At 67.8% G+C, this 17306-nt stretch carries 18 protein-coding genes and 2 pseudogenes; 11 read left to right on the forward strand and 9 right to left on the reverse strand.

What is annotated here, in order from left to right; genetic code table 11:
- Window positions 1-26: 26 nt before the first annotated feature.
- The 3 genes and pseudogenes from C265_RS32990 to C265_RS21875 form a co-directional block, all read right to left on the reverse strand.
- A pseudogene (locus C265_RS32990) lies at window positions 27-225 on the reverse strand (DUF6691 family protein); the annotation flags it as partial.
- A gap of 3 nt (window positions 226-228) precedes the next feature.
- A pseudogene (locus C265_RS31735) lies at window positions 229-354 on the reverse strand (YeeE/YedE family protein); the annotation flags it as partial.
- A gap of 232 nt (window positions 355-586) precedes the next feature.
- Window positions 587-2881 (reverse strand): patatin-like phospholipase family protein, encoded by a 2295-nt coding sequence (locus C265_RS21875; protein ID WP_037025027.1) that lies wholly within the window; start codon window positions 2879-2881, stop codon window positions 587-589.
- Between the two features lie 224 nt (window positions 2882-3105).
- Between C265_RS21875 and C265_RS21880 the strand changes: the two genes are divergently transcribed.
- From C265_RS21880 to C265_RS21900, 5 genes are all read left to right on the forward strand, one after another.
- The gene (locus tag C265_RS21880; protein ID WP_010811185.1) at window positions 3106-3342 is read left to right on the forward strand and encodes a hypothetical protein; all 237 of its coding nucleotides are present in this window, start codon (window positions 3106-3108) and stop codon (window positions 3340-3342) included.
- Window positions 3343-3387: 45 nt separating this feature from the next.
- Window positions 3388-3714, forward strand: a complete 327-nt coding sequence (locus tag C265_RS21885) for a hypothetical protein (RefSeq protein ID WP_010811186.1) — start codon at window positions 3388-3390, stop codon at window positions 3712-3714.
- 98 nt (window positions 3715-3812) lie between these two features.
- Window positions 3813-3995 (forward strand): oxidoreductase-like domain-containing protein, encoded by a 183-nt coding sequence (locus C265_RS21890; RefSeq protein ID WP_246840241.1) that lies wholly within the window; start codon window positions 3813-3815, stop codon window positions 3993-3995.
- A complete protein-coding gene (locus C265_RS21895; RefSeq protein WP_010811188.1) occupies window positions 3992-4855 on the forward strand; it encodes an NAD-dependent protein deacetylase in 864 nt (287 codons plus the stop codon). Before C265_RS21890 ends, C265_RS21895 begins: the two co-directional genes overlap by 4 nt.
- 354 nt (window positions 4856-5209) lie before the next feature.
- The gene (locus C265_RS21900) at window positions 5210-6109 is read left to right on the forward strand and encodes a DMT family transporter (RefSeq protein ID WP_010811189.1); all 900 of its coding nucleotides are present in this window, start codon (window positions 5210-5212) and stop codon (window positions 6107-6109) included.
- A 40-nt stretch (window positions 6110-6149) separates the two neighbouring features.
- Here the strand turns inward: C265_RS21900 and C265_RS21905 are convergent, their stop codons facing one another.
- From C265_RS21905 to C265_RS21915, 3 genes are all read right to left on the reverse strand, one after another.
- A complete protein-coding gene (locus tag C265_RS21905) occupies window positions 6150-6704 on the reverse strand; it encodes a DUF1439 domain-containing protein (RefSeq protein ID WP_010811190.1) in 555 nt (184 codons plus the stop codon).
- A 120-nt stretch (window positions 6705-6824) separates the two neighbouring features.
- On the reverse strand, window positions 6825-7028 hold the full coding sequence (locus C265_RS21910) for a SlyX family protein (RefSeq protein ID WP_010811191.1): 204 nt from the start codon (window positions 7026-7028) through the stop codon (window positions 6825-6827).
- A gap of 86 nt (window positions 7029-7114) precedes the next feature.
- On the reverse strand, window positions 7115-7540 hold the full coding sequence (locus tag C265_RS21915; RefSeq protein ID WP_010811192.1) for a VOC family protein: 426 nt from the start codon (window positions 7538-7540) through the stop codon (window positions 7115-7117).
- A 265-nt stretch (window positions 7541-7805) separates the two neighbouring features.
- Here C265_RS21915 and C265_RS21920 point away from each other — a divergent pair, with 265 nt between their 5' ends.
- Window positions 7806-8753, forward strand: coding sequence for a LysR family transcriptional regulator (locus C265_RS21920; RefSeq protein ID WP_010811193.1), 948 nt, complete (start codon window positions 7806-7808; stop codon window positions 8751-8753).
- 16 nt (window positions 8754-8769) lie between these two features.
- Here the strand turns inward: C265_RS21920 and C265_RS21925 are convergent, their stop codons facing one another.
- Genes C265_RS21925 through C265_RS21935 form a run of 3 tightly spaced genes read right to left on the reverse strand, consistent with a single transcriptional unit; the run spans window position 8770 to window position 11743 of the window.
- A complete protein-coding gene (locus tag C265_RS21925; RefSeq protein WP_010811194.1) occupies window positions 8770-9546 on the reverse strand; it encodes an enoyl-CoA hydratase in 777 nt (258 codons plus the stop codon).
- A gap of 15 nt (window positions 9547-9561) precedes the next feature.
- Entirely contained in the window at window positions 9562-10530 is a 969-nt protein-coding gene (locus C265_RS21930) for a tripartite tricarboxylate transporter substrate binding protein (protein WP_010811195.1), read from the reverse strand.
- Window positions 10531-10579: 49 nt separating this feature from the next.
- Window positions 10580-11743 (reverse strand): CaiB/BaiF CoA-transferase family protein, encoded by a 1164-nt coding sequence (locus tag C265_RS21935; protein ID WP_010811196.1) that lies wholly within the window; start codon window positions 11741-11743, stop codon window positions 10580-10582.
- A 302-nt stretch (window positions 11744-12045) separates the two neighbouring features.
- On the opposite strand from C265_RS21935, the gene argG reads away from it, so the two are divergent.
- The 5 genes from argG to C265_RS21960 form a co-directional block, all read left to right on the forward strand.
- Window positions 12046-13371 (forward strand): argininosuccinate synthase, encoded by a 1326-nt coding sequence (argG, locus tag C265_RS21940; protein WP_010811197.1) that lies wholly within the window; start codon window positions 12046-12048, stop codon window positions 13369-13371.
- Between the two features lie 232 nt (window positions 13372-13603).
- Window positions 13604-14944, forward strand: a complete 1341-nt coding sequence (locus C265_RS21945; protein ID WP_010811198.1) for an MFS transporter — start codon at window positions 13604-13606, stop codon at window positions 14942-14944.
- A 17-nt stretch (window positions 14945-14961) separates the two neighbouring features.
- A complete protein-coding gene (locus C265_RS21950; protein WP_011617938.1) occupies window positions 14962-15552 on the forward strand; it encodes an alpha/beta hydrolase in 591 nt (196 codons plus the stop codon).
- A gap of 67 nt (window positions 15553-15619) precedes the next feature.
- A complete protein-coding gene (locus C265_RS21955) occupies window positions 15620-16783 on the forward strand; it encodes a porin (protein ID WP_010811200.1) in 1164 nt (387 codons plus the stop codon).
- Between the two features lie 128 nt (window positions 16784-16911).
- Window positions 16912-17306 (forward strand): IS256 family transposase (locus tag C265_RS21960; RefSeq protein ID WP_010811201.1); only part of this gene is annotated, 395 nt, incomplete at its 3' end.

The following is a 17306-nucleotide window of genomic DNA, read 5'->3' on the forward strand; positions in this document are numbered from 1 at the left end:
CGGATGCTGCACGGCATCAACGCTCAGGAGCGCTGGCGCCGGCGCGCCAGTGCGAAGGCCACCACTCCCACCAGGATCGCGCCGGCCATGACAAAGGCGAGCGACGGGTCCCAGGCCCCGGCCAGGTCGAGAAACCCCAGGCACCTTGGTCGGGTTGGCCATGCCGGACAGGATCAGGCCGATGCCGAATACCAGCCCGGCCAGCAATGAGAAGAGCGTGCCCATCGGTCAGCCTCCCAGCCAATGGCGCTGCACCAGCACCGTCAGGAAGCCCGCCGCCATGAAGGTCACCGTGGCGGCCAGCGAGCGCACCGAGCCCCGCGACAGGCCGCACACGCCGTGCCCGCTGGTGCAGCAAAGGCGCGGAGCGCCCGCCAGTGCAGCCCGAGGCGCGGATCATAGGCGCCGCATGCCAGGCGGGCGCCCAAAAAAAATGTCGCCGCTGGGGAGCGGCGACCGGGGAAGGTCGTCATTCAAGAGGGGGTCTTGGTGACGTAAAAAGTATAGACATTTGAATTAAGACATTACATACAACTTTGGTAGGGTGCGGCCGGCTCACATTTTCTGGAGGGTTATGCTGACCGGCTCAGAAGGGTTTACCCAGGAACAGGTAAAAGCTGTATGTGCCTGCGGCGGCGCGGCCATAGGCCAGGTAAAGCGGGCCCAGCGGACTGTCCAGCGCCAGGAAGACCGAGCCGGACTTGAGCAGCCCGGTCGGGCTCCCCGGCACCAGCGGGTCGCCCATGCGGCCCGCCTCCAGCGAAAAGCCTGCGTACACGCCTTGCAGCAGGGTCTGGCGCGCCAGCTTGTTGTAGTAGACCAGCCGCGCAAACTGCAGGTTGCCGCCCAGCAGTTGCCCGGTGGCATAACCGGATTGCTGCAGGAAGCCGCCCCACTGGAACAGGTCATAGCGCGGCAGCGGCTTGCCGCCGATATTGCTGCCGACCTTGAAGGCCAGCGAGACCGTGTTGTCGCCGAACGAGTGGGCATAGATGCCGTCCGCCTGCGCCTTGACATAAGCCTGGTCGGCACCCAGCCCCGGCTGCGAGCCGTAGATGTGAAACCGGGCCGCATAGCCGAAGCGCGGGAAGTCGACGCTGTCGAGCTGGTCGAAGATGAGCCGCCCGGTGATGGCGCCGCGCCGGATATTGCCCGGGCCTGGCGACAGCGACTCCGGGCCGGTGCTCAGCGTGGCGTGTTCCGCGCCGGTCTGCAAGCCCACGCGCAGCTCGCCGTACTTGGTGAACTGGCTGCCCGCGTCCAGCGCGACGTCAAAGCGGCGCAGGTCATAGGTGGCGATGCGCGTGCTGCCCTGGAAGACATTGACCGGGCGCCGCTCCAGCTCGATGCGCGGCGCGATAAAGAAATACTGGCGCGTATCCAGAGGCTGGTAGAACTCACTGATCAGCGACGAGGTCTGGCCCACCTGCGCATCGGTGCGCCATTCGGCGCCAAGCGCATTGAGCCAGGTGCGCCGGTAGCTGCCCACCAGGTTGAAGTAGGCATCGCCGCGGAAATCCGAGCTCAGCCCGAGCCCGAAGCGCAGGTAGTCGGGACCGTAGGATTTCTCCACCGCATTGACCGCCAGCACGCGCTTGCCAGGCTCTTCCAGGATGCCGTAGTTGACGTGCTCGAAGTCGCCGGTGCCGAACAGGCGGCGCATGTCCTGGTCCAGCGTGGCCTGGTCGACCGGCTGCCCGGGCTTGGTTTCCATCACCGCGGTGGCGTAGTCCGGGTTGACACGCTGCAGCGGCGCCAGCCGGATCTCATCGACCGGGCGGGTGTCAGGCGGCTGCACCGCCTGTTGCCTGGCGCGCAGTTGTGCATATTGCGCCGGCGGCAGCGCCAGCGGCGCGAGGCGGTCGGCGACCTTGCGCGCGGCAGCCTCGCCGATGGGGATGGTTGCCGGCAGATGGTCGAAGTCGGTCGCGGAAAAATCGGCCAGCGCCGGCTCGATCAGCACGTCGGTGGGCCGCAGCGAGGCCAGCGACGCACGCACGTTCTGCTCGGTCAGGATATTGAGCATCTGGCCGGTCACGCCGATGATCGAGGTCAGTTCCTCACGCCTCATCAGCGGCGTGCCCAGGTTCACCGCGATCACGATATCGGCGCCCATCCTGCGCGCCACGTCCACCGGCAGGTTGTCGGTCAGGCCGCCGTCGACCAGCAGCCGCCCCTCGTACTCGGCCGGCGCCACCGCGCCCGGCACCGACATGCTGGCGCGCATCACGTTGGCCAGCTCGCCCTGGCTGAACACCACCGGCGTGCCTGCCACCAGGTCGGTGGCGACAGCGCGGTAGGGAATCGGAAACTGGTCGAAGTCCCGGTAGCCGGGCACCTTGGCCAGCTGGCGCAGCACGGTCTCCAACTGCACGCCCGAGACCGCGCCCTTGGGCAGCAAGAGGCCGCTGGCCTGCACTCCGATCTCGGGCGTGAACAGGTTGGTGAAATCGTCCTGCTTGCGCCGGATGGTCAGGTCCTGGCGCGGCGGGCGTTCCTTGAAGATCCTGTCGGTGCTCAGGCCGCCGACCAGCCGCTCCATTTCGGCGGGAGCCATGCCGGTGGCATAGGCGCCCCCCACCAGCGAACCCATGCTGGTGCCTGCGATGCAGTCGACCGGGATGCGCATCGCCTCCAGCACCTTGAGCACGCCGATATGGGCCGCGCCGCGCGCGCCGCCGCCCGAGAGCACCAGGCAGATGCGGGGGCGCGCGCCCGCGGCCACCTGCGGCGTGGCTGCCGCGGCCTGGTTTGCGGGCGGCTCGATGCCCGAGGCCGTCGGCATGGATGCCGGCTCAGCGGCCAGGACCGGGCCCGCAGCCAGTGCCAGGACCGCCGGCACGAGCAGTTTGTGCAAGCAATGGAATGAGGCTGCCTTCATGGCACCGTGGGGTTCGCTGTCGGCCGCAACGGGCGGCAGTGGCCCGGCCCGGCATCAGCCGGGCGGGGAGGTCCGGCTATCTTCGGGCAAAATGCGGCATTCTGGCCGCCCCCTCGCGGCCGTGCAAAAACAATTCATCACGCCGTTCGGAAGCGTGCAGATCGGCACGCGGCCCCATGGTGCCCTGCTCTAAGATGGACACAGGCGAGGTGCTTGGGGGTTGCATGTACGGTTATTTCTTTTGCCAGACCGCAGCGGGACAGCTCACGCTCATTCCCCGCGAGAAGGACTGGATGCTGATGCTGGGCAATGGCGTGATGGGGAGGTTCCCGGATGCCCAGGCAGCGGTTGATGCCCTGCACGAAGGCACACTGCGGGTGCAGGGGCGGCGCATCGATGCCAGCGCGCTGGGCGTGCCGGCACGCGCGCACGACTGGCTCTACCATGTACTGAGCCGCTGACGCGGCGTACCGGCGGACGCGCTGTCCCGCCAAAGGGGAATCGCCATGACTGCCCTGGTCGAGTGGGCCCGCGAGCATACCTGCCGGCTGTTTCCGATGTCGGCCGAATACCACCGCAGCGACGGCAATCAGGTGCAGGTCAGCTGGCAGGCCGAGCCGGCCGGCTCGCCCGGACGCTGCCGCCTGAGCGCGGCCCTGCAGTTCGACCAGAGCGTGATCGACGCCGTCTACCTGGCCGACGCCGCCGAACTTGCCCGCATCGGCGCCAGGCTGGCCAGCGTGGTGTCGCGCCGGCTTGCCGAGGACGACATCGCCTGCCTGGCGGGCACGGCGCTGGTGATCCCGGTCGGCGAAGGGCTGCTCAGTCACTGAGGGGGCCGGCGGCAGGCCGGGGCCGGCGGGAATATACTGGCAGTTGATCCGCCAACGCGCCTGTTCGCGAACTGTCAGTGTCCCAAGCGTCCCCTGTCGTGCCCCCCGACGACCCCCGCCCGGTGCCGCCAGAGCGGCCCGGCGATGACGAGTGCTGCGGCTCCGGCTGCGATCCCTGCATCTTCGACTACTACTACCAGGAAATGGACCGCTACCGCGAGGAGCTGCGCGCCTGGGAAGCGCGCCAGGCGGCGCGTCATGCCGAGGATCCGGCAAATTGAGCGAGCCGCTGCAACTCCCGCACCCGACGTCCGCGCTGTTCGATTTCGTGCAGCGCCACCCGCGCCTGTTCGTGCTGACCGGCGCGGGTATCAGCACCGATTCCGGCATTCCCGGCTACCGTGACGCGCGCGGCCAGTGGCAGCGCTCGCAGCCGATCACGCTGCAGGCCTTCCTGGGCTCGCACGCGGGGCGCCAGCGCTACTGGGCGCGCAGCATGCTGGGCTGGCCGGTGGCGTGGCAGGCGCGGCCCAATGCCGCGCACCATGCGCTGTCGCGCCTTGGCGCGCACGGCCGGCTCACGGCGCTGGTCACGCAGAATGTCGACGGCCTGCACCAGCGCGCCGGCAGCGAGGGTGTGATCGAACTGCATGGCAGCCTGGCCAGCGCCATCTGCCTGGACTGTGGCACACGCCATGACCGCGCCGGCCTGCAGGACTGGCTGCTGGCACAGAACGCCGCGCTGCGCGACGTGATCGCCGAGCCCGCCGCCGATGGCGACGTGCATTTCGAATCGCCGCTGTTCGCGCAGTTCCGCGTGCCCGAGTGCGGGCGCTGCGGCGGCATCCTCAAGCCGGACGTGGTGTTCTTCGGCGAATCCGTGCCGCGCCCGCGGGTAGATGCCGCCCGCGCGGCGCTGGAAGCAGCGGATGCCATGCTCGTGGTCGGTTCGTCGCTGATGGTCTATTCCGGCTACCGCTTCTGCGTCTGGGCCGGACAGATGGGCAAGCCCGTGGCCGCGCTCAACCTGGGCACCACGCGGGCGGACGCGATGCTGGCGCTGAAGGTGGAAGCCGGATGCGCGCCGACGCTGCAGGCGCTGGTGTCCCGGCTGGAGCAGCGCACAACCGAATCGCGTTGACGCGATGGCCGCACAGGCATAGCATCGCCAGACCACATCTTCGAAGTCTTCAATTCCCGCCATGACCGCAGACCGCCAACGCCCCGTCAACGCCGCGCCCCCGGGCCGCGCGTTGCCATGCGTGCGTCGCCAGCCTGCGTTCACATCTGTCGCGCCGCCGCCGTGCATCGGCGGTGTGCACCCGCCGCCGCCGCCGCGCGGCTGACGGGCACGCCCCCCAGCCTCATTCGTCTCCGGTAGTCCCGCATCCGTGTGCCTGTGCCGCACGGCAGCCGCACGCCTGTGCGCGCTGCCGCCGTGCCATGGCCGCATGCGCGTCGCCGGAGCCTGCCAAGCTGACGACAGATGACATCCATGACAACCGACAAAGACTGCACGGCGCATTTCGACGCCGCCACCGGCACACGCACCACCAACACTTCCGCCTGGGCCACGCCCCTCTTCGTGCTGCTGTGGAGCAGCGGCGCCATCGCCGCCCGGCTGGCCCTAGACCACGCCACGCCCTTCGCCTTGCTGACGCTGCGCTTCGCGCTGGTCTGCGCCGTGCTGGGCGCGATCGGCCTGGCCAGGCACCGCCTGCTGCCGCCGCGCGGCGAGTGGCGGTACACCGCCCTGACCGGCTTGCTGCTGATCGGCGGCTACTCCGTCTTTTACTTCCTTGCACTCGACCACGGCATGACACCCGGCGTGCTCGCCACCGTGCTTGGTGCCCAGCCGATGCTGACGCTGCTGCTGACCGAGCGGCACTTCAGCGCCGCTCGCATGGCGGGCCTGGCCCTCGCGCTCGCCGGGCTGTCCATGGTGGTGGCGGACAGCCTGCTGCTGGCCAGGCTGTCGCTGGCAGGCGTGCTGTGCGCGCTGGCCTCGCTCGCCTGCACGACCGTCGGCGCCATCCTGCAGAAGCGCATCACGCGCGCACCCGCAGAAGTGCTGCCGCTGCAATACGGCGTGAGCCTCGCGGCCTGCCTGCTGTGCCTGCCTTTCCAGCCCTTCGCCTTCGATGCTTCGCTGGCTTTTGCTGCGCCGCTGTTGTGGCTGGCGCTGGTCATTTCGATCGGCGCGACGCTGCTGTTCTACCGCCTGATCCGCGCGGGCAACCTGGTCAACGTCACCAGCCTGTTCTACCTGGTACCGGCGGGCACGGCGGTGCTCGACTACCTGCTGCTGGGCAACCGCATGGCGCCGCTGGCGATGGCGGGGATGGGGGCGGTGCTGGCGGGGTTGGGGGTGGTGTTCAGAGGTGGCCGGGGTTGAGGTAGAGGAAGAAGGAGCGAGCCTGGCCCGCAGGCTATGCCTACCGCTGCTTCACCTCCACCCGCACCTCATCCTTGCCCACGGTAATCGCCCCCGGCTCCACGTCCTTGCCGCCGACGCGCAGTTCTTCGGGTTTGAACGTATAGACCGGATAGTCCTTCAGCAATTGCTGCGCAACCACAGCGCCGATGGCGTTGAGCTGCTCGCGGTATTGCCCCATGCCGGCGACTTCCACCTGCTGTACGGTCGGGTTGTCGAGCAGCACCGCGCGTTTGGCCGGGTCGTAGCGCACGCCGCTGTTCAGCGCGAGCTTGCCGTCTACCGGCGGGGAGGGCAGCAAGGCGTTGGTCAGGCGTGCGTCGACATGGGTGGTGACGCGGTTGTTGGCCTCGTCCAGCACCAGCCGGGGATGGCTGAGCTGCACGCTGACGACTTCGGCGTAGCGCAGCGTGGCGGGGAAGCGCTGGTCCAGCGCGGTCTGCAGTTCCTGCCGGGAGAGGGAGTACTCGCCGGTCCAGATGTTGTAGCCGGCCAGCGCCGAGGAGGCACCAGCGACGCAGGCGGCGGCAATCAGCAGGGAGAGTTTCAGACGCATGTGGCGGATGGGGCGCGCCTGTCGAGGGCGGCGGTGAATGGAGCCAGCCTGTCAGACCGCGCGGGCGGGGTGGCGTTCCATCACATCGGCGATCGGCCTGCATGGCGCGGGCCGCGTCGATCAGTAGTGCGGCGGGATTTCCTGCTGGGGATCGGCTTCGGCCGCGGTGGTGGCGGCGCTGCGCACCTGCTGGTACAGCGCGCGGAACTGCTCCTGCAGCAGGTCGATCTGCTGCTGCTGGCGCGCCACGGTGCTGTTCAGGGTATCAAGCAGGTCTTCCTGGAAGGCGAGCTTGATTTCGAGTTCGTTGATGCGATCGTCCATGGCGTGGTTTCTCCGGCAGGCGGCGCATTGTAAGCCCTTATGCTCAAGGGGCGCGTCGCTGCCGGGAAACCTGCGCGATGCGCGGCTTACTTCGGTGCCGACAGCAGCATCCACATGATGCCGAAGCGGTCGGTGACCATGCCGAACTGGTCGGCAAAGAAAGTCTTGTCCAGCGGCATCATTACCTGGCCGCCTTCCTTCAGGCCGTTGAAGGCCTTTTCGACCGCAGCCTTGTCAGGATAGTTGATCGACAGGGCGAAGCCATGGAAGTCGGGCTGGTTCGAGCAGCGGCCGTCGGAGGCCATGATCACGCTGTCGCCGATCTGGAACTCCATGTGCATGACCTTGTCTTCGGTGCCGGCGCCGGGCTGGCAACCCTCGCCGCCCTTGCCGGCCTCCGGGTTGTCCTTGAACGTCATCCGCATGTTGACCTTGGCGCCGAGAATCTTCTTATAGAACTCAACGGCTTCATCGCAACGGCCTTCGAAGAACAGATAGGGCTGGACTTGCATGACAACTCCTGTAGGCAGGCCGCCGCTCGGGCGGCCGTGGATATCGGCATGGCGCGCGAATCAGGCGGCGCGCTGGCAACTGGCGCATGCTTTTGTGTACGCCGTCCACAATACCTTAGCAAAGAAAATGGACGACGTCCACATTAAATGGGCGGAGTGTGTGCAGGCTGGAGGGCGGGCGGGAAGTCCACGGTGCTGCACTAGAATGGCCGCGACACCACCAAGCGCCAATCCTTTCGACCGTCCTGCCCCAAACGGAGTTGCCTTGCGTTACGAACTGACCGACCTGCGCCTGTTCCAGGCCATTGCCGATGCGCAAAGCCTGTCAGGTGGCGCTTCGGCCACGCATATCACCGCGTCGGCGGCGAGCTACCGGCTGAAGAACCTGGAGCACGCGATGGGCACGCCGCTGTTCGTGCGTACCGCGCGCGGCATGGAGCTGACGCCGGCCGGCGAAACCCTGCTGGTCCATGTGCGCGAACTGTTGCTTGGCGTCGAGCGCATGCACGGCGAGGTGGGACGCTTTTCTGCCGGACTGAAGGGCAATATCCGGCTGCTGGCCAACAGCAGTTCGCTCAACGGTTTCATCATCCCGAGTGTGAGCCGCTTCCTGCTGGCCAACCCGGATGTGAACATCGACCTGGAGGAGCGCGCCAGCCAGTCGATCCTGGCGGCGGTGGCGGCGCATGAAGCCGATGTCGGCATCCTGGCGGGCGATTTCCAGACGGGCGGCGAAGCCACCGGGGTGCGCTCGGTGCGCTACGCGCGCGACGAGCTGATCCTTGCGGTGGCCGCGGATCACCCGCTGGCGCGCGAGCCCGAAGTGCGCTTCGGCGCGGCGCTGGCCTTCGACTTTGTCTGCATGAGCCGCACCAGCAGCAACTTCCTGTTCCTGCGCGACATGGCGCAGCGCGCGGGCAAGGGGCCCAACGTGCGGCTGCATGCGCACAGCTTCGATGCGGTGTTGTCGCTGGCCGAGGCCGGAGTGGGGGTGGCGCTGGTACCGCGCAGCGTGGCGGCGCAGGCCCTGCGCGAGGCGCGCGTGGTGGGGGTGCGGCTGGCAGAGCCGTGGGCGCTGCGCGAACTGAACCTGATCGTGCGCGCCGACGGCAAGCTGCCGGCGTTTGCCGAGGCCTTTGCGCAGTTCCTGCTGAACGATCCGCGCGTGGTGGCCACGCGCGAAAGCGGCGCCGTGGCAGCCACGGCGCCGTAAACACTTTCCCCGCGCTTCAGCGCTTGCGGTTCAGGAAGGTGGCCATGTGCTGCTGTGGCTCGCCGGTGTCGAAGGCGCTGCCGAACTCGGTCACGCTGTTGTTGATCGAGACTTCCAGCGGCGCATCTTCCCACTCGCGCAGCAGGCGCTTCTGCTGGCGCACCGCGACCGGGCCGAAGCCGGCCAGCAGCGCGGCCACGCGTTCGATTTCCAGGTCCAGCTCCGCCAGCGGCACCACGCGGCTCACCAGCCCCCATTGCAGCGCCTCGGCGGCATCGGTGATCTCGCCCGTCAGCAGCATCCACGCCGTGCGCGCATTGCCGATCAGGCGCGGCATCAGCGCGGCGTGGATCACCGACGGGATGCCGACCTTCACTTCCGGCATGCCCAGCTGCGCGTTGTCGGCGGCGATGCGGATATCGCACGCCAGCGCCAGTTCCAGCCCGCCGCCCAGGCACCAGCCCGGCATGCGCGCGATCACCGGCACCGGCAGGTGGCGCACGGCGTCGCACAGGCGGCGCAGGCCGCTGATGAAGGCCTCGGCGCTGGCGCGGTCCAGTGCGGCCATTTCCTTGATGTCGGCACCGCCGACAAAGCCTTTCTCGCCGGCGCCGCGCAGCACCAGCACGCGTACCGCGTCATTGCCGGCCAGCGCTTCGATGGCGCGCGTGAGCGATGCGATCACTGGCGTGCTCAGGATATTGAGCGAGCCCGCCTCGCGGATGGTGACGGTGGCGATGCCGCGCGCGTCGATCTCGACGCCGGCGTGCGGTTCTTGCTGAAGTGCGCTCATGTCGTTCCTTGTGGCTTACTGGAGCCTGGTGAAATGGATGTCCTCGACGACTTGCTTCCAGTGCGCATTCTGCGCCCGGATCAGGTCGCCGAAGGCCTTGCGCGAACTCGGTGCCGGGATCGCACCTTGTTTCTCGATGGCGGCGATCACCTCGGGCTCGGCCAATACCTGGCGCACGGCGTCGTTGAGCTTGTCGAGAATGGCCGAGGGCGTGCCCGCCGGTGCGCCCAGGCCGAACCACGACGGGTTGTTCATCGCCGGCAGGCCGGCCTCGGCATAGGTCGGCACATTGGGCAGCACCTTCAGGCGCTGCTGCGCGGCGACCGCCAGCGGCTTCAGGCGCCCGCCCTGGATCAGGCCAGACGACGACGGGATATTGTCGAACACCACCTGGATCTGGCCTGCCACCGCATCGTTGAGCGCCGGGCCCAGGCCCTTGTATGGCACGTGCAGCATGCGCGTGCCGGTGGCGTTCATGAACAGCTCGCCGTTCATATGGCTCAGTCCGCCGTTGCCGGACGAGCCGAACGAGTACTTGCCCGGGTTGGCCTTCAGCAGCTTGATGAACGACTGCAGGTCCGTGGCCGGGAACGCCGGGTTGACCACCAGCACGTTGGGCACGTCGGCCAGGTTGCTGACCGGCGCGAAGTCCTTGACCGGGTCATAGGCGGTCTTCAGGTAGACGTTGGGGTTGACGGCGTGCGAGCTCTCCACCTCCATCACCAGCGTGTAGCCGTCGGCCGGCTGCCTGGCCGCGTAGGCGCTGCCGACCGCGCCGCCGGCGCCCGGGCGGTTCTCGACCACCACCGGTTGCCCCAGCACCGGGCCCAGGCGCGTGCCGACGATGCGGGCAATGATGTCGGTGGTGCCGCCGGCGGCGTAGGGGACGATCAGCTTGATCGGCCGGTCGGGATACGCGCTTGCATGTGCGGCGCCGCTTGCGCATGCCGCCAGCAGCGCGATGGCGGTGAAGGTCGGTTTCATCGGTGTCTCCGTGTCGGTGTTTTTGGTCTCGTGGGTAGCTGCGCGCCGTTCAGCCCGCCGGGCTGTGTTCGCCCAGCAGCGGCGGCGGTGGCAGCGGCAGGTCGCGCCCGGCCAGCATCGGGTTGCGCACCATGGGTACGCGGCCCATGACGGGGTGTTCGGCCATCTGCATCAGCCCGCGGTGCTGGACCTGCGGGTGGGCGAAGACTTCGGCCATGGTGTGGATCGGCCCCCAGGGCACGCCGGCCGCATCGAAGGCATCGGTCCACGCAGCGCGGGTGCGCGTGGGGAAGAGATCGGTCAGCAGGGCGCGCAGCGCGGGCAGGTGTTCGATGCGCGCGGAATTGGTGGCATAGCGCGGGTCCTGCGCAAGATCCGGCATGCCGGCAACGGCGCAGAAGCGCGCAAACTGGCTGTCATTGCCGATCGCCAGGATCAGGTGGCCGTCGGCGCAGCGGAACACCTCATAGGGCGCGCAGTTGGGATGAGCGTTGCCGCTGCGCTGCGGGTTCTGGTCCGACACCAGGTAGTTGGCAGCCTGGTTGGCGTTCATCGCCACCGCGACATCGAGCAGCGCGATATCCAGGTGCGCACCGAGCCCGGTCGCCTGGCGCTGGTACAGCGCGGCCAGGACTGCGGAGGTGGCATACATGCCGGTGCTCAGGTCGACCACGGCGACGCCGGTGCGCAGCGGCCCGGCGCCGGGCGTGCCGTCGGGCTGGCCGGTGTAGCTCATCAGCCCGCCCATGCCCTGGAATACATAGTCGTAGCCGGGTTTGTCCGCCATCGGCCCACTCTGGCCGAAGCCGGTGATCGACAGGTAGACCAGGCGCGGGTTGAGCGCCTTGAGCGTGTCGTAGTCCAGCCCGTAGCGGCGCAGCGTGCCGACCTTGTAGTTCTCGACCAGCACGTCGGCCTCGCGCGCCAGCTCACGTACCTGCGCCGCGCCCTCGGGCGTGCCGTAGTCGATCGCGACCGAGCGCTTGCCGCGGTTGCAGCAGATGAAGTAGCCGGACAGGCGCCGGGTGTCGCCGCTGCCCTCGGGCGCTTCCAGGTAGGGCGGGCCCCAGCCGCGGGTATCGTCGCCGCGCTCCGGGTGCTCGACCTTGGTTACCTCGGCGCCCAGGTCGGCCAGGTTCTGGGTACACCAGGGACCGGCCAGGATGCGCGACAGGTCCAGGACCCGGACTCCTTCCAGGGCACGATGCAGCATGACGACTCCGCTTTCAGACAACAGTGCGGCGGAGTATAGGGAGGGGTCCTGGCGCGAACCAGTCGAGAGTTTTGAAAGGCGCGTTCGCGGGATTTGAATGGTCCGGCGGGCCCGGATGCAGGTGGCGCCGGCGCCCCCGCCAGTCCCGGCGTTTGGCGCGTGGGCGCTGCCGTGTCACAATTCGCGTTTGGCACTGACGCGGCGCGTGACTCGGCCGGCCGCGTCGCCGTGCTTCCCGCCGCCCCGGCGCGCGTATTGGAAGCCCGCCCAAGAGCCGACAAATTCACTTAGATTTTCTGGCGATGACTACCATCCTGCAGCACATTCCTTCCGGCCAGCGCGTCGGAATCGCCTTCTCCGGCGGCCTTGACACCAGCGCGGCACTCCTCTGGATGCGCCAGAAGGGCGCTGTCCCCTACGCCTACACCGCCAACCTGGGCCAGCCCGACGAGCCCGACTACGAGGACATCCCGCGCCGCGCCAAGGCCTACGGCGCCGAGGAAGCCCGCCTGGTCGACTGCCGCACGCAACTGGTGGCCGAAGGCATCGCCGCCATGCAGTGCGGCGCGTTCCATATCTCGACCGCCGGCATCACCTACTTCAACACCACCCCGATCGGCCGCGCCGTCACCGGCACCATGCTGGTTGCTGCGATGAAGGAAGATGGCGTCAATATCTGGGGCGATGGCAGCACGTTCAAGGGCAATGACATTGAACGCTTCTACCGCTACGGTCTCCTGACCAACCCCGGCCTGCAGATCTACAAGCCGTGGCTGGACCAGCAGTTCATCGACGAACTGGGCGGCCGCGCCGAGATGTCCGAGTTCATGCGCCAGAACGGCTTCGACTACAAGATGTCGGCCGAAAAGGCGTACTCGACCGACTCCAACATGCTGGGCGCCACCCACGAGGCCAAGGACCTGGAGCACCTGGATTCGGGCATCCGCATCGTGCAGCCGATCATGGGCGTGCAGTTCTGGCGCGATGACGTGGAAGTCAAGCGCGAAGAAGTGACCGTGCGCTTCGAGGAAGGCCAGCCGGTCGCGCTGAACGGCCAGACCTTCGCCAACAGCGTCGACCTGTTCATGGAAGCCAACCGCATCGGCGGCCGCCATGGCCTGGGCATGAGCGACCAGATCGAGAACCGCATCATCGAAGCCAAGAGCCGCGGCATCTACGAAGCCCCGGGCCTGGCGCTGCTGTTCATCGCCTACGAGCGCCTGATCACCGGCATCCACAACGAAGATACCATCGAGCAGTACCGCGACAACGGCCGCCGCCTTGGCCGCCTGCTGTACCAGGGCCGCTGGTTCGACCCGCAAGCCATCATGCTGCGCGAAACCGCCCAGCGCTGGGTGGCCGGCGCCATCACCGGCGAAGTCACCATCGAACTGCGCCGCGGCAACGACTACTCGATCCTGAACACCACCTCGCCCAACCTGACCTACAAGCCGGAACGGCTGACCATGGAAAAGGGCGAGTCGATGTTCACGCCGCTGGACCGTATCGGCCAGCTGACCATGCGCACGCTGGATATCGTCGACACGCGCGAGAAGCTGCAGACGTATGCCAAGAGCGGCCTGCTGTCGACCAAGGTCAGTGCCTCGCTGCCGAAGCTGGAAGACTGAGCGTCGCCGCGCCTCGCCTGACGGCGGGCCAGCCAGAAACCGGCACCTTCGGGTGCCGGTTTTTTTTCGTCTCGGCGTTTTCCCCAGCTGTCCCGGAATGTCAAACGTACGTCCCGGAATATCAAACCGCGCGGTCCCGATCGCCAGATACTGCGTGCGCTCGTCGCCCTTCGGGGGCGGGCTGTGAACGCACGGCGGCGCGAAGACCGCCGGTCTGCTTCCGGAGACGCCCATGTCCAGACCTCGCCTTGCCCTTGCCGCAGAGCCGGCCACGCCGGCCCTGCCGGCTGTTGCCGGACCGCGCTATGCGTGGCTCGTCTTTGCGCTGACGTTCGCGCTGCTGCTGTCGGACTACATGTCGCGCCAGGTGCTCAACGCGGTGTTTCCGCTGCTGAAGGCCGAATGGCAGCTCGGTGATACAGAGCTGGGCGCGCTCGGCGGCGTGGTGGCGCTGATGGTGGGCGTGCTCGCGATTCCGCTGTCGCTGCTGGCCGACCGCTGGGGACGCGTGCGCAGCCTGATCCTGATGGCGGCGCTGTGGAGCCTGGCCACGCTGGGCTGCGCGGTGGCGGACAGCTTCGGCCAGATGTTCCTGGCGCGGCTTTGCGTCGGCATCGGCGAGGCGGCCTATGGCAGCGTGGGTATCGCGGTGGTGGTGTCGGTGTTCCCGCGCCATCTGCGCGCCAGCCTCAGCGCGGCATTCATTGCCGGCGGCGCGTTCGGCTCGGTGCTTGGCATGGGGCTGGGCGGCGTTCTGTCGGCCCATTTTGGCTGGCGCATCGCCTTTGCCGGGATCGCCGGCTTCGGCCTGGTGATGGTGGCGCTCTACTACCTGACGATCAGCGAGCATCGGCTGCGCGGGCTCCAGCAACGCGTGGGCGCGGCCAACGGCGACGCCGCGGCCTCGGCCCGGCAACTGGAGCCGCGCCGGATCGTACGCGAGCTGCTGACGGTGCCTTCCATGCTCTGCGCCTGCGCGGGAAGTGCGCTGCAGCTGCTGGTGATGGCGGCGCTGCTGGGCTGGCTGCCCAGCTTCCTGTCGCGCGACTACGGCATGGCGACCGGGCGCGCCGGCGTGGCCGCGGCAATGCTGGTGCTGATGGCCGGCGTAGGCATGGTGGCCTGCGGTGCGCTGACCGACCGCGTGGCGCGGCGCGTGCCCGCGCGCAAATGGCAGATGGCCATCGCCTACAGCGTGATTTGCTGCGTCTTGCTGATGACGGCGTTCCGGCTGCCCGCGGGCCACGCGCAGCTGGTGCTGATCGGCGCGGGCATGCTGGTGGTGGGCGGCACCGCCGGCCCCGCCAGTGCGATGGTGGCCAACCTGACGCGGCCTGCCATCCATGCGACCGCGTTTGCCACGCTGACCCTGATCAACAACCTGCTGGGGCTGGCACCAGGCCCGTTCCTGACCGGCGTGCTGGCCGACCACATCGGCCTGACCGGCGCGCTGCAATGGATTCCGCTGGCCGGTGCGGCCGCGGCCCTGCTGTTCTGCCTCGGTCGCCGGCATTACGCGGCGGACCTGCGCCGCCTGGATGGCCACGCTGTGCCTCACGTTATTCCTGCCTGACTCTTTCCAATCCGACCATGACTGCTACCACCCACACTGTCCTGATGGTGCCGGGCCTGCGCGACCACGTCGCCGAGCACTGGCAAACGCTGCTGCAAGCCGAACTGCAGGCGCAGGGGCACGACGTCCGCTGCGTGCCGCCGCTGGAGCACGACAAGCTCAGCTGCGCGGCTCGCGTCGCTGCACTCGATGCGGAACTGGCGGACATCGACAAGCCGGTCGTGCTGGTCGCGCACAGCGCCGGCGTGATGATCACCGTGCACTGGGCGGCACGGCACCAGCGCCAGATCCTGGGCGCGCTGCTGGTGACGCCGCCGGATTTCGCGCAGCCGCTGCCGCCCGGCTATCCGGCGCCGGACGCGCTGGTGCAGGGGGGCTGGCTGCCGACGCCGCTCGCGCCCCTGCCGTTCCCAACTTTGGTTGCTGCCAGCGGCAACGACCCTTTGGCCAGCCATGCGCGCGTCGCGGAGATGGCCGCCGCATGGGGCGGCCGGCTGGTGGACCTGGGCAACGTCGGCCACCTCAACCCTGCCGCGGGCTACGGCCCGTGGCCGCGTGCCCATGACTTGCTGGCGGAACTGGGCACCCTGGTCACGCGCGATTCGTGACCTCGCCGCATCCGCGGCACAACAAAAGAATCCGGCCGCAAAGGCCGGGCAATCAAGGAGGAGAAAAATGAAAACCAGAAGCACCGTCATGGCCCTGATGCTGGGCTGTCCGCTGGCGGCCGCCGCGCAATCGTCGGTCACGCTGTATGGCGTGGCGGACGTCAATGTCGAGTACGTGAACCGCGTCGGCGCTGTGCCGGTTGCCACCAACGGCTTCAACCCGGGGCCAGGCGACAAGGTGTTCCGCATGGCCTCGGGCGGGCTGTCCGGGTCGCGCTGGGGCCTGCGCGGCGCGGAAGATCTTGGTGCGGGATGGCAGGCGTCGTTCGTGCTGGAAAGCGGCTTCAGCCTGGACAGCGGCACCATGCAGCAGAGCGGCCGCCTGTTCGGCCGCCAGGCCTTTGTCGCGCTGCAGCGCGCCGGCATCGGCCAGCTCAGCCTGGGCCGCCAGTACACGTCGATCTTTGAAGCGCTGGCGAACTTCTCGCCTACTGCCTACGCCACGCAATATGAACCGGTGGTGCTGCAGGCGGGCGCCAATTTCCGCGAGGACAACACGGTCAAGTACACCGGCCAGTTCGGCCCGCTGACGGCGCGCGCGCACTGGTCGTTCGGCGCCGGGCTGGCGCTGCCGCAAACGGTTGGCATTGCCACGCCGATCGGCGGCAATGGCGAAGTGCCCGGACAGTTCCGGCGTGACACCGCCTACGGGGCCTCGCTGGCATATGGCACCGGGCCGTTCGGCGCCACTATTGGCTATGACCAGTGGAACCCCACCATCGGCACCAGCAATGGCACCGTGCGCAAGGCGGTCGTGGCGGCGAGCTATGCCTTCGGTCCGGCCAAGATCATGGGGGGCTATCGCTGGGGTCAGAACAAGAATGCCGCTGACGTGGTGATCCAGCGCGATGACTATTACTGGATCGGCGCCAACTACCAGGTCACCCCTGCCGTGGGGCTGACGCTGGAGTACAACTATGACAATGTCAGGAGCCTGTTCGGCAATACGCAGGTCGCCAATCCGTGGCAGCTTGCTTTTGTTGCCAACTATGCGTTCTCGCGGCGCACGGATGTGTACCTGTCTACGGCCTATGCTCGCAATGCCGGGCTGATGCTGGAGTCGCTGGCCACGGTCTATGCCAACAGCCTGTCGTTGGGCAACAGCTATGCGGCGGCCAACGGGCAGCGCAGCATGGTTGGCGTGGCTTTGGGGATGCGGCACAAGTTTTGAGTTGGCTGCAGTTGGATTGTTGCCATGCGGTCGGTTGTCGTTCTTGGCATACGTGGCTGTTTCGCCGGCTTAGCCGGACCTGTCAGAAATTTTGTGTTTAGGGCATAACATGTCGCCAAGGAGCATGTATGCCACGCAAGACGAAGACCAGCCAAGCCGCAGGCCGTGAACTGCCGGCTATTCCCGAGGACCTGATCGCTCATTTCGTTAAGGGTCCGATGACCGCCGAAGCGGTTCAGGACGCCTCGATGGCATTCAAGAAGGCCCTGATCGAGCGGGCCCTAGGCGCCGAGCTAGGCCATCACTTGGGCTACCAGCCGGGCGCGGAGCGCCCGGCTGGCACAGCCAACCAGCGCAACGGCAAGAGCGCCAAGACCGTTCTAACCGAGGATGGCCCGCTGCGGGTCGACATCCCGCGCGACCGCGACGGCAGCTTCGATCCGATCCTGATTCCCAAGCACGAACGGCGCTTCACTGGGTTCGATGACAAGATCATCGCCATGTACGCCCGTGGCATGACCGT

It is taken from the genome of Cupriavidus sp. GA3-3 (genome assembly GCF_000389805.1).
GTDB classification, from domain to species: Bacteria; Pseudomonadota; Gammaproteobacteria; order Burkholderiales; family Burkholderiaceae; genus Cupriavidus; species Cupriavidus necator_D.

What these genes read in the sequence shown, in the direction of transcription:
- C265_RS21875 (WP_037025027.1), bottom strand. Translation starts at nt 2,881, where the DNA reads ATGAAGGCAGCCTCATTCCATTGCTTGCACAAACTGCTCGTGCCGGCG.
- C265_RS21880 (WP_010811185.1), top strand. Translation starts at nt 3,106, where the DNA reads ATGTACGGTTATTTCTTTTGCCAGACCGCAGCGGGACAGCTCACGCTC.
- C265_RS21885 (WP_010811186.1), top strand. Translation starts at nt 3,388, where the DNA reads ATGACTGCCCTGGTCGAGTGGGCCCGCGAGCATACCTGCCGGCTGTTT.
- C265_RS21900 (WP_010811189.1), top strand. Translation starts at nt 5,210, where the DNA reads ATGACAACCGACAAAGACTGCACGGCGCATTTCGACGCCGCCACCGGC.
- C265_RS21905 (WP_010811190.1), bottom strand. Translation starts at nt 6,704, where the DNA reads ATGCGTCTGAAACTCTCCCTGCTGATTGCCGCCGCCTGCGTCGCTGGT.
- C265_RS21910 (WP_010811191.1), bottom strand. Translation starts at nt 7,028, where the DNA reads ATGGACGATCGCATCAACGAACTCGAAATCAAGCTCGCCTTCCAGGAA.
- C265_RS21915 (WP_010811192.1), bottom strand. Translation starts at nt 7,540, where the DNA reads ATGCAAGTCCAGCCCTATCTGTTCTTCGAAGGCCGTTGCGATGAAGCC.
- C265_RS21925 (WP_010811194.1), bottom strand. Translation starts at nt 9,546, where the DNA reads ATGAGCGCACTTCAGCAAGAACCGCACGCCGGCGTCGAGATCGACGCG.
- C265_RS21930 (WP_010811195.1), bottom strand. Translation starts at nt 10,530, where the DNA reads ATGAAACCGACCTTCACCGCCATCGCGCTGCTGGCGGCATGCGCAAGC.
- C265_RS21935 (WP_010811196.1), bottom strand. Translation starts at nt 11,743, where the DNA reads ATGCTGCATCGTGCCCTGGAAGGAGTCCGGGTCCTGGACCTGTCGCGC.
- argG (WP_010811197.1), top strand. Translation starts at nt 12,046, where the DNA reads ATGACTACCATCCTGCAGCACATTCCTTCCGGCCAGCGCGTCGGAATC.
- C265_RS21945 (WP_010811198.1), top strand. Translation starts at nt 13,604, where the DNA reads ATGTCCAGACCTCGCCTTGCCCTTGCCGCAGAGCCGGCCACGCCGGCC.
- C265_RS21950 (WP_011617938.1), top strand. Translation starts at nt 14,962, where the DNA reads ATGACTGCTACCACCCACACTGTCCTGATGGTGCCGGGCCTGCGCGAC.
- C265_RS21955 (WP_010811200.1), top strand. Translation starts at nt 15,620, where the DNA reads ATGAAAACCAGAAGCACCGTCATGGCCCTGATGCTGGGCTGTCCGCTG.